Source organism: Haloferax sulfurifontis ATCC BAA-897, assembly GCF_000337835.1.
GTDB lineage: Archaea > Halobacteriota > Halobacteria > Halobacteriales > Haloferacaceae > Haloferax > Haloferax denitrificans.
In genome coordinates, this window is the sequence record NZ_AOLM01000009.1 from 1 (window position 1) to 11,420 (window position 11,420).

Annotated in this window: 11 protein-coding genes and 1 CRISPR repeat array; of the genes, 10 read left to right on the forward strand and 1 reads right to left on the reverse strand. The window is 56.3% G+C overall.

Going from position 1 to position 11,420, the window contains the following annotated elements; all coding sequences use genetic code 11:
• Positions 1-384: hypothetical protein (locus C441_RS20735; RefSeq protein ID WP_449271541.1), on the forward strand; the 384-nt coding region annotated here is incomplete at its 5' end.
• 10 nt (positions 385-394) lie between these two features.
• Here the strand turns inward: C441_RS20735 and csa3 are convergent.
• Positions 395-1,027, reverse strand: a complete 633-nt coding sequence (gene csa3, locus C441_RS06115; RefSeq protein WP_007274328.1) for a CRISPR-associated CARF protein Csa3 — start codon at positions 1,025-1,027, stop codon at positions 395-397.
• Between the two features lie 174 nt (positions 1,028-1,201).
• Between csa3 and cas6 the strand changes: the two genes are divergently transcribed.
• Genes cas6 through cas2 form a run of 9 tightly spaced genes read left to right on the forward strand, consistent with a single transcriptional unit; the run spans position 1,202 to position 10,740 of the window.
• Positions 1,202-2,050, forward strand: a complete 849-nt coding sequence (gene cas6 / locus C441_RS06120; protein ID WP_007274329.1) for a CRISPR system precrRNA processing endoribonuclease RAMP protein Cas6 — start codon at positions 1,202-1,204, stop codon at positions 2,048-2,050.
• The gene (gene cas10d / locus C441_RS06125) at positions 2,050-4,548 is read left to right on the forward strand and encodes a type I-D CRISPR-associated protein Cas10d/Csc3 (protein WP_049920476.1); all 2,499 of its coding nucleotides are present in this window, start codon (positions 2,050-2,052) and stop codon (positions 4,546-4,548) included. Before cas6 ends, cas10d (C441_RS06125) begins: the two co-directional genes overlap by 1 nt.
• A complete protein-coding gene (gene cas10d / locus C441_RS20495; protein WP_049896053.1) occupies positions 4,545-4,982 on the forward strand; it encodes a type I-D CRISPR-associated protein Cas10d/Csc3 in 438 nt (145 codons plus the stop codon). Before cas10d (C441_RS06125) ends, cas10d (C441_RS20495) begins: the two co-directional genes overlap by 4 nt.
• 2 nt (positions 4,983-4,984) lie before the next feature.
• Positions 4,985-5,971 (forward strand): type I-D CRISPR-associated protein Cas7/Csc2, encoded by a 987-nt coding sequence (gene cas7d, locus C441_RS06135; protein ID WP_007274330.1) that lies wholly within the window; start codon positions 4,985-4,987, stop codon positions 5,969-5,971.
• 7 nt (positions 5,972-5,978) lie between these two features.
• Positions 5,979-6,707, forward strand: a complete 729-nt coding sequence (gene cas5d, locus C441_RS06140; protein ID WP_239640817.1) for a type I-D CRISPR-associated protein Cas5/Csc1 — start codon at positions 5,979-5,981, stop codon at positions 6,705-6,707.
• Positions 6,704-8,854, forward strand: coding sequence for a type I-D CRISPR-associated helicase Cas3' (gene cas3, locus C441_RS06145; protein WP_007274332.1), 2,151 nt, complete (start codon positions 6,704-6,706; stop codon positions 8,852-8,854). Before cas5d ends, cas3 begins: the two co-directional genes overlap by 4 nt.
• Position 8,855: 1 nt before the next feature.
• A complete protein-coding gene (cas4, locus tag C441_RS06150; RefSeq protein WP_006600194.1) occupies positions 8,856-9,479 on the forward strand; it encodes a CRISPR-associated protein Cas4 in 624 nt (207 codons plus the stop codon).
• Complete coding sequence (gene cas1 / locus C441_RS06155) at positions 9,476-10,471, forward strand: CRISPR-associated endonuclease Cas1 (protein WP_007274333.1); 996 nt, start codon at positions 9,476-9,478, stop codon at positions 10,469-10,471. Before cas4 ends, cas1 begins: the two co-directional genes overlap by 4 nt.
• Entirely contained in the window at positions 10,468-10,740 is a 273-nt protein-coding gene (gene cas2 / locus C441_RS18985; protein ID WP_007274334.1) for a CRISPR-associated endonuclease Cas2, read from the forward strand. Before cas1 ends, cas2 begins: the two co-directional genes overlap by 4 nt.
• Positions 10,741-10,846: 106 nt before the next feature.
• A CRISPR array of direct repeats spans positions 10,847-11,390; the repeat unit is 37 nt; unit sequence GTCGCAGGGCAATAGAAACCCAGAACGGGATTGAAAC.
• Positions 11,391-11,420 lie beyond the last annotated feature (30 nt).

An 11,420-nucleotide genomic window follows, 5' to 3' on the forward strand; every position in this document is an offset into this window, starting at 1 on the left:
CACGACCGACTCGACTTCAACCTGTTTCAATCCCGTTCTGGGTTTCTACCGCATCGCGACGCGGTGGAGGCGGCGGAGGCGGCGGCGGGTGGAGCCGTTTCAATCCCGTTCTGGGTTTCTACCGCATCGCGACAGCGCGTACTCCTGACCCGCGTGGGTCACGATCTCCGGTTTCAATCCCGTTCTGGGTTTCTACCGCATCGCGACGATCTGTTCCCCGAGGTCGTGCGCTACCTGATGGTTTCAATCCCGTTCTGGGTTTCTACCGCATCGCGACAGGGGGTGTATATTCGCCGAGAGCATCTATATCTTTCTCTGGTGGAGCAAGAACGCGGGTGTCGTTCGTGGACCCCCGCTGTACACAGCTTTGAAAAAGGTCGATGAAGGGTTACACTCACACACGAAGCTGACCGGCGAGTGTTGGTCCGACGTGGCGGGTTTTGCCTTCCTTCCACGTTTTGACGGCACCATCGGATTCCAGCGCATCAAGATGTCGTCCGACAGTACTTCTCGACTTCCCCGTCTCGTCGGCGATTTGAGGGAGTGTCGTATTTCCGTTGATAGTGACGAGGGATCGGAGTGTGTCGAGGGTCGCGTCGGACGGGCGACTCATCAGGTTCGGGAGAGTGATTTCTTCAATTTCTTCGTCAATGTCCCTGAACTGGAGTGCGAGATCGACAATGTCTGACCGCGCAATTGCAGCGATGGTCAGCGGGAGGAAAATTTCCCGTGGACCCCCTGCGAAGTTCAGTACCACCGTTCCTTCGGCGGCTTCAAGGATGTCGACGCATTCAAGCACTGCAGATCCAAACGACTTGTAGCTGATCTTTTCGATAACGATGTCTGATCCGGGTCCGAGCTCGTTGACAGTCTGGTTGACGTCTTGGATCGCACTTTTGGCTCTATCGCTTGTATCGCCGTGCGGTCGGAGGAGTACGACGACGTCGTTGGCGTTGAGGCCATTATCGAGTATTGGACGCATCACCCGCGGGCTGTAGTGCCCAATTGTGGAGACGTACGTTCGCATGTATCCGATTGCAGCCGAGTTCGACTAAATGGTTTGGCTTCGTTTTCGTGTTATCGTCCATGTATATTTGCGGATAACTGAATACATCTCCAAAATCGTAAAAAGATTCAAGGGGGTAACCAACGCAGATGTGATTGTGAACCGACATACCAAAGCCTACGGTTGTGAGGTGTTATGCGTCGGGTCGACTTGACGCTTGAGCCAGAGGGCTCATTCCCGGTACCGACGGCGAATGGCTACCAGATCTACAGTGCGATCCTCTCAGCACTCGATGACGTCAATAAGGACATCAGCACACGTGTCCATGATTCCTCTATTGGGAGTCTGACGAACAGCGGCCTCCTCGGAACATTTGACGGGAGCCGTCGTGATCACCACAAGCGCGTAATCTGCGACGAGACGTACAACCTCAAGATGGGTGTCGCTGACTCTCGCGACCAAGAGGTCTTCCAAGCGCTTGCCGATGCGTTTGTCTTCAGCGATGACACACTCGAACTCGCGGACGGTGACTTTCGGGTGCGAGACTTCGCGAGCACGAACACGACCCACGCAGAAATCCTCGAAGATGCTTCAGAGATCGTCACACAGCACGACGATACCTTCGAGATTGAGGTTCACTTTGAGACACCGACCTGTGTCAAGGAGAGTGGAGAAATCACCTCGATGTTTCCCCACCGTGGGAGCGTCTTTCGCTCACTCGTGCGAAAGTGGTCCTCGACAATCCCAGATAAGCGGGCCGACGAACTCGAACTCGCAATGACGCGCGAAGACTTCGAGGCAAATCTTATTGAGAAACCCGATGCGGGAACGTACGAGACACACAGTGTCCTCGTTAATCGTGGTGAAGACGGCGGACCAATCCTTCGTCAGGGGTTCACAATCGACTGTACGTACAAGTTCAAGGATGCGAGCGAAGCCACCCGGACCGCAGTCACGGCACTTGCGCTTTTCAGCGACTATGCCGGCGTTGGTGGATTCGTCTCCAGAGGGTGTGGGACAGTCTCTGTGGAGGTTGGACGGTAATGTCTACTCCCGAATCGATTTGGGGCAATCGAGATACCCATCCAGTCCTCGCGCAGTATCTTGTTGACCTCGATCCCTACCTTCTCGACATCGGGTGGTCTTTCGAGTCAGCGAAAAGCGTTGAGTATGGCCTGACCGACCAGTCAATGCTCAACCACGTCCGGAACGGCGTGTTCGCTATCGTACGACTGAACGATATTGCACCTTCGTTTGGTGCTCACGAGCTGAGCGATGACGAGCTTCGGAAGGTCGTCGCGCTGTTCACCGTTCACGACCTCCACAAGCTCCGAGATGAGCAGGGGATTGACGAGGAGTATGATATCAACGTGGATGAGGTAGCTACTCTCGTCGATGCGCTCGGTGTCGGTTCGTTTGCCCCTGGTCTTCGAATCGAGACGTTCCACGCGTGCGCGGTCGACCATGCGAATACGTGGAACTCGAATCCGGAGCACTCCACGCGGACGTATGACCAACTCCGGCCCTACGTTCGCCTCGCCGATGCGTTTGCGTCTTGCCAAACGCCGGAATCAGCGACAGTCGAGCGGAATCAGAAGGGATTGGAAGTCGCGTACCCCGGAACCGACCTCGAGCTTCAGCACCACACGCTTGACGACGTGAAAGGCGTGTTCACGAACCTCCTCAACGGTGCGGTCAGCAACGTCCTCAAAGAACACCTTGGGTACGAACGACTTCTCATCTACCAAGACGGTTGCGTCTATCTGACTAGTAAAGATACTGAGGTAACGGTCGACGATGAACTAATCGGCGACGTCTATGACCGCCTTCAGTCCGAAATTGGGGAATCTCACCCTGCATATGACGACCATGACGCGCTCGCGGATAATCTCTCGACGCAGTCGCAAGGTTTCTACACGATTAACGATCAAGACTTCTTCTACGCAGGGGCGCGGAACCTTCTCTACGCGATCGCGGTGAAGGCGAAACAGGATGCCGATCCTGATTCAGACCCGACAGATAGTATGGCGGAGACGATAGAATCGCTGAACGAGCGCCTTCCAATCAATATCGATTCGACGACTCGAGTCGCTCCGGGATACGCCCGGCTGGTGTACACGTTCAAACGCGCGTTTGTTGACCCACTCGCCGATGCCGGCTTGACAGACGAAGACGCCCTCACCGTCACGTGTCGGCTCTTCGATGTCGATGGAAGTGTCCTCGACAGACTTCAGGAGACACGCGATGACGAGAACATTGATCTCACAGCTGGCGGGAAGTGGGACTACGCGTACGCAGTCGGTCAGCACGTCGCAGACCGAGCGCGTCGTGACCACTGGCAGGATGTTCCGGGCGAAGTCGCGAAGCTCCTGATCACAAACCTCGACGCGCTTGACGAGGAGTGGGAGGATATCGTCATGGACGCACACACGGGACAGTTTGAGACCGAAATCCGGGCGTATATCGGCGATACCCTTCGAATTAGTGGAAAAGCATCTCCTCCGACGGCAGAGATGGACGAACTCTCCGACCCATTCGAAGAACATCACGCCACTCGCCGGGGAAAGACGTGTACATTCTGTAATCGTGGGACAACGAGTAACCGGAAGAGCGATATGAAGGCTCCAAAGTCGCTCACGACGCTCCAAGCGGGCTATTCGAACCGGATCCCCGCCGACGCTGGCCAGCCCGAAAAACTCCTCGTCTGTACACCGTGTCAGATCGAGTTTTCCCTCCGCGAGACCGGTTCGAGTCGACGCGATGCTGGCCGAATATTCGTTCATCTCGTGCCGGATTACTTCTACACGCCAACGATGTGGGATCTCTACTCGGATGAAATCTTCGCACGATTCACGGGTGAGGCAATGACTCGGATTGGTCGTCTCGCCTCTGCGATGTTTGATATCGCAACTGCCGAGGAAGACTGTGACCGAAGAGTGGAGACGAAGATCTCCGAGTCAGTATCGACGGTCCTCCGCGAGGCGACACGTGCTGAAGATGGGGGCGGACGTTCGATGATCGAGCAACTCCAGAACGGATTTGACCCCGGTGCTGGATTCGGGTCGCAGACGCTCTCATTTTATAAGCCGAAGGATAACGAGACAGAATTCCAGTTCTTTGGCGTCTTTGTCGGGCTTGCGGTTGCGTCGACGATGGGACTGCGAGCGTACGTCTCACAGTCCCCAATTCCGGAGGTTCGGGGTCGTGACTTCTCTGAGATGGTGAGGCTCGACGCTGGTTTCACGACGGTAAACGAGTTCTACGGACGAGAGATTCCACTTTCGAAGCTTCGGACCCGACTCGGTGCCGCTGCTGCCCTAATCCAACTCGGCTATGCACTCGCCCGCGACGATGCCCGATTCGCGAAGTATCTTCGGACCGTCCGGAACAAGCCGCTTCCGGGATCGTACCTGTTGAAGCGGGCAGTACTGGATTCCGATGACGGTGGGACTTCGCGGTACCTGTTCGAGGAAGCAGATTATCTCGACCGGTATGGAAACCTGACAAACGACGCGGATACAACAACAGCAATCAACAAATGACGAATACAACGAAAGACGATGTGACCGCACTCGCGGAACTCGCCTACGATGCGATACGTCCCGCGTACGGGAACGACAAGCCGTACGCTATCGAACGAGTATTCCGCGAGTCGGTGAAAGCGGTGAAAGATTCGAATGAGTTCCGGCTGAGCGCCGACGAGGCGGCACTACTCGTCGCCGGCCGACTCGAAAAGCTCCATCAGCGAAGTGAACAGGTGTGGCCAGTTCCTGCCGAGAAAAGCAGAAGTGGAGATCAACTGAACGAACGAATCGAGCGGTACGCAGGCGAATTCGCACAGCGACTCCTCGCCGATCGATGCGAGGGGAAGCCGTCCCTGTTGAAACGGCGAGCGAACAATCTCGCGGACGGCTTCTACGCGGCGACGATCCGACTGCAGCGCGAGACGATCAACGACACGACGGAGACCAACTGACAATGTTTGACCACGACACTTACCCCGAACTGGAGCGCGGCACCGTTTCCCGAGACGAGATGACGATCGCCCCGAAGAACAATTTCACGAACGTCCTCGTTCTACGTGAGCTGGAGAGCCACGCAGTCTTCACAACTGACGGGCAGAGCGCCGACCTCGCCAACGTCGCGGTCGGATTAGGAGATGATCGTGAGACATACTCTCCCGGCCTGATGTTCATGCGCAAGCAGACGGGAAGCGACCGACGCTTCGGGAAGTCCCTGCAGCGTGACCTCCTCCAGACGGAGTGTACGATGCAGGTCAACGGCATGTGCCAGGACTGCGTTGAGTGTATCCTCTATGGGAGCGCCGCGAGCGACGATGCCGACCAACAGCTTTCAATAACGTCGCGAGTGATGTACGACACCGCATACACGCTTCGGGACGCGACCGTGACGATTGACGAGAAGTTCCAGAACGCGCCGGGCGACGACTACGCGAAGACCGCAGAAGCGACGATCCGCGAACCTGATTTCTTTGAACCCGGAACACTATTCCCGTCAGTCATTACGCTCCGTGATGCAACGCCCGAAGAACTCGCGTTCGTCCTCGGGATCACGGCGAAGAACAAGCGCTACGGTGCCGCGACGTCACGTCTCGGCCGCGTCAAGAACCACATCCTCGGAGTCTACACTGGGAGTGAAGAGGGTCCAGCGAATCTTGGGCTGACCAGGGATGTCGTCACCCGTCTCCGCGACAGCGACGAGACGTCCGCCGATTCGATCCAAGATGTTATCACAGCGGCGGCGCACGACCCACAACTCGTCGGAGACCATCTCCAGTCTGCCTTCGATGACCGCGTCAATACTGAGCGGGGTGGTCTCGACCTTGAACGCGTCCCAGATGATACCGTCGACGACTTGCTTGAAACTGCGACTAGTGACTCGCTCGCCGATGTCCTTGAAACGCAACTAGACGCCTCACGTGCGTTCCTCGAACAGACTGGCTGAGAGCATGATGGCAGCACTCGAAGTGACGCTCCGGACGCAAGGGGAGATCTGGTTTGCGAGTCGTGAAGTCGGTCGGCTCGCAGACACGGAGCCGTACTTCCTGAACACGGCGCTCTACTACGCATTCGGGTTTGCGTCTGGCCGGTACGTCGATCGCTTGTTCGAACCGACGTACCTCGACGACACCGATGGGGTCTCCGAGGAGTTGTACGTGACGCCAGCGACGCCATCTGATAGTACTGGATCTGGGCTCGCCAATCGGATCACTTCAACGTACAACACGAGCAGCGATGACTACGCGACAATCAACTACTCGGCGCAAGACGATCCGGATGCGAAGCAGAATCTCCCCACGTATGGTCGTCGTCGTGTGCTCGGTCACGGGAACGAACTCACGTGCTACCTGCTCGGACGCGGTCTCAGTACGAGTGAACTCGAGTCGCGCGTCCCGGGATACATCCGGCTTGGGAAGAAACGCGGCAAAGCACGCGTTGAGACCGAGCCTCTCGACGTCTCACAAGACACCGGTGAGTTTGATCTCGGTCACCCGATTGGTGCATACGACACAGATCTCACACCGGTGGGAAATCTTGTTACAAAACGGATGCGACCGACGCCACTCGTGATGCAGGCATCCTATGACGGCGCGTATGTCGAACTTGGACCAACGAATCTGGATGGTAAAAACGGCGTCCAGCTCCCTGCTGACGCGACCTTCCTCAAAACCAAGCGATGAGATCTCTACTCCCTCTCTCAGGTGTTGAACTCCGACGGCATAAGGATCCCGAGTATCCAGTCGAAGATTCCAAATTCGAACCGTACGCCCACCAGCAGGACATCCGAGAGCTGTTCCAGAACTCGAACGAGTTCCTCGCAGTAAACGATAGTCCGACCGGCGGTGGGAAGACGATTTCATGGCTCGCGCCCGTCATCGAATGTGAGGACCACGCGCTGGCGGTCTACCCGACGAATGCGCTCATCCACGACCAGTACAATCAGATCAGGGAGGAACTCGATGAGAGCTTCCCCAAGCGAGGATCCGATGTCGCGGTGCTCCCGATCACAGCTGACATGCTCCGGACACGATACGCGACCAAGTATCCAGACACGAGGACGAACAGCGAGCGACTTCGAGCTCTCCTTCGGACGTACGTGTATCAGCGCGGAGACCCGGTACTAGTGTTGACGAACCCGGACATTCTCGTGATGATGCGTCGGCACATCTACGGACGTACTGGTAACCCTGGCTCTCGGGTCAGACAACTCAACGAGTTTGAGACAATCGTCGTCGACGAGTTCCATCGCGCCGGCAGAAAAGAGCAGAATACGCTCCTGTTCTCGCTCGACGAGATGTACGACCTCCCTAATTTCCAGTGCGCGCTCTCGAAAATTGTCCTACTCAGCGCGACCCCGACTACTCGTCTCGAACACCACTTTGAAGAGGCAATGAGTGCGCCGTATCGCCGCGTGACGTCGAAGCGCGAGACGACTGAAGAGCGCTCTTTCAACGAGACACCAACTGATGGGTGGGGTGCAGTTATGCCTCCCGTTGATCTCGACGTCCGCTCAGCGGCAACGTTCGACACGGCGAGTGAACTCCTCGGTGAGGACTGGGACGACACCGAATCGTTCGCCCGGAAGGCTGGACGAACCGTCTTTATTCTCGACGGGATTCACGAGGTGGACGAGGTTTACACTCACCTTTCGAACACGTTTGATGACCGAACCGTAGTTCGTATCGACGGGTTCCACCGCGGCAATCTCGAAGAGAAACTTGACGATTTCGACATCCTCGTGAGCAACTCAGCCGTCGAAGTTGGAATTGACTTCACAGTCGATCGTCTCGTGTTCTCGGCGCCTGATCGGGCGAGTTTTGTCCAGCGCCTCGGCCGTCTTCGAACTAAATCCGAACCACAATCCGCTCGCTGTTATGCCTCGACGAACGTCGCTGCGTCGCTTTCGGAAATCGAATGTGACGGTCGTGTCTCCCGTGCACAACTCATCGAAACACTCGAAGATGCCTACCACGACCCCCGAGAATTCGAATCGTTCGACTGGCGATACTCGGCAGCCGAAGCCTATCACCACATCGAATGTCGTGCTCGTGATGCCAACTCGGAACGTGCCGAGGAGATCCGCGAGAAGGGATGGGAGCGTATCCTCCGACACTTTGGCGGCGGTGATCCACCGCTCACCCAGTCGGATGTTAAAGCACACGCAGATGTTATCAATAATGCCGTTGAGCGGACACTTCAGTGGTACCGCGGCGGGTCGCTTCAAGCGCTCGTCTACGACCGCACACCAGGCACGAGCGACCCGATAAAAACGTACGACCTCTTCTACCTCCTACGTCATGGTCATGTTGATTTCTTCTCACGAACTGGGTTCGACGAGGTTGTTCCGAACGAGCACACCGACGATGTCTCTCACCTCGCGCCGTACGTTACAGGCTACTGCACGTACGACGGGACAATCGAAACGAACGACGACGGTTATGGACGGAGCGTCCGTCTCAAGGCTACTTCCGAGACCTATGGCTGGCTACGTGCCGACGACGGAATTGACGACGAGACACGGAAGCCGCGCGAACTTGATGGGATTGGTATCGATGTCGAGCCAGATGGTGCGGATCGGATTACATCGATTGAACATCTTCGCGACGAGATGCGCGAGGGCCTTGACGTGCTCTGCTATGCGGTCAAGAACCACCCACGACGGGTCAAGAACCAGTACAATCTTGGAAAGTTCCTCTTCCTCTATCCGCTCACCGTTGGTGACGAACAGTGGTGTGCCGCACTCGGTATCGACGCGCTCTATCTCCACTGTGCGGTCCAAGAGGCGCAGAACGCTGTCGACTTGGAGAGTTTGGGGATCGACCTTTGAGATGACGGGTTCGAGCTTCAAGGACGAACTAGTATATGTGAGCGCGTTGAACGAGTTCGTCTACTGTCCACGCCGGTACTATTACCAGCGATACTACGACGAGATTGGAGAACCCTATGAACTCGTCGACGGCCGATCGAAACACAAACACGCATCCCGCCGCGGGAGCTGGGTGACGGAGCGATACTTCCGTTCTGATGACCTCGGGATGCACGGGAAGATTGACCTCGTTGACACCGAGACTGGGACACCGACCCCAGTCGAACGGAAGCGTTCCGAGAGCGGATCATACTATTCAAGCGACGAAGTCCAACTTGCTGGCTACTGCATGCTGCTCGAAGACGCCATTGACGAGTCCGTAAATGTGGGGTACATCTACCTTTACTCAACCGACACGCGCCACTCGGTCCGGATCACGCAGGATCACCGTGAGGCTGTCCGAGAGATACTGAGGCGTATCCGTTCAATGTCAGTTGATTCGATCCCGCCGCTGACGCAGAACCAGTCGAAATGCGAGGCGTGTTCAGCGAGGACGTACTGTATGCCTGGTGAGACGGCGGTTCTCTCACCCTCTGAGGCCGAAGGGACTGGATGGGAGGGAACGACACCCGGAGATTTGATATGAAAGAGAGCCAGGGCATCTTCGAGGATTCAGTTGTATACGTCACGACACAGGGTTCGCAGGTCCGTATCGACGGCGGTCAAGTCGTCATCTACGATGTAGAAGGCGACGACGGTGAACTCGGAGCGTTCCCAGTCGAGAAGCTTGATACAATCAACGTTTTCGGCGGTGTGAACTTCTCAACGCCGTTCGTTGCAACAGCGAACGAGCACGGGATCGTGCTCAACTACTTCACACAGAATGGAAAGTATCGGGGGAGTTTCGTTCCAGAACGTAACACAATCGCAGAGGTCCGACGCGCACAGTACGCACTTACTGGCCGTGACGAGCTTGCGATCTCGAAGGCGATGATCGCAGCAAAGATCAGGAATGCACGGACGATTCTCTCGCGGAAGGGTGTCCGAGGGACGACTGTTCTCAAAGACCTCGGCGAACGTGTTTCGAGCGCATCGAACAAGGACGACCTTCGCGGGATTGAGGGTGAGGCTGCAGAACGCTACTTCAGCCGACTTGACGAGACTCTCGTCGACAACTGGACGTTCGACACGCGCAGCAAACGACCGCCCGAAGACCACATCAACTCGCTATTGTCGCTGACCTACGTGATGATGAAAAACGAGGTTTTGAGTGCGCTCCGCTGCTACAACCTTGATCCTTTCTTGGGTGTGCTCCACGCTGATCGGCACGGACGACCGTCACTCGCCCTTGACCTCCAAGAGGAATTCCGGCCGCTGTTCTGCGATGCCTTCGTCACGCGTCTGGTAAACCGTGGGACAATTACTCATGATCAGTTTGGAAACGACAACCGACTTACTGACGACGGTTTCCAAGCGTACTTGGACAAGTTTGACGGATACATGAACGAAGAGCTGACGCACCCGTATTTCGAGTACCGTGTAAGTCGCCGCAAGGCGATCCGACAGCAGGTGATCCTTCTGCGGAAAGCGATTACGGGTGAGCTTGATGACTATCACGCGCTGGAGGTGTCGCGATGAGACTCGCAGTGACGTACGACGTCAGCGACGATACGAATCGTCGACGCGTCTACCGAACGCTGGAACGATACGGAGCGTGGCGCCAGTACAGCGTTTTTGAACTCGACGTGTCGAAGAGCGAGCGGGTTGAACTCGAAGACGAACTTGAAAGCCACATTGAGCCGGCCGACGGAGATCGAGTTCGGCTATATCGGCTTTGCGAAGCTTGCCAGGAGGCGACAACAGATCTCGGAAATGAGCCACCAGATGAACAATCGAACGTCATCTGACGTTGACCTTTTTCAAAGCCGTGTACAACAGGGGTCCACGAAAGTGGACTGCGCTATCATGGGTGGAGCAAGGTTTATACACCACGTCAAGCAAATTGCACCCCCTGTCGCAGGGCAATAGAAACCCAGAACGGGATTGAAACACGACAACGAAGTAGAACTGAGCGAGGACGGCGCGGTCGCAGGGCAATAGAAACCCAGAACGGGATTGAAACACCGCGTCATGTTCGACTTCGACAACACACTCACAAGTCGCAGGGCAATAGAAACCCAGAACGGGATTGAAACGCGCAGCGAGCACCGCGCTCCAGGCCGACGATGGGTGTCGCAGGGCAATAGAAACCCAGAACGGGATTGAAACAGCACCAACAGACATCACCGGGCCCGCGACGTCGAGTCGCAGGGCAATAGAAACCCAGAACGGGATTGAAACTTGCTTGTCGAACTGGACATACGCCGTGAGAGCGTGTCGCAGGGCAATAGAAACCCAGAACGGGATTGAAACTCGACGTGTCGACGCTATCGACTAGCGTAGGGTCGGTCGCAGGGCAATAGAAACCCAGAACGGGATTGAAACCGCACAGAGGCTCGCATCGTCCCCGTATCGACGCGTGTCGCAGGGCAATAGAAACCCAGAACGGGATTGAAACACATAGCCGCTTCGGGATGTCTTGGCGGTC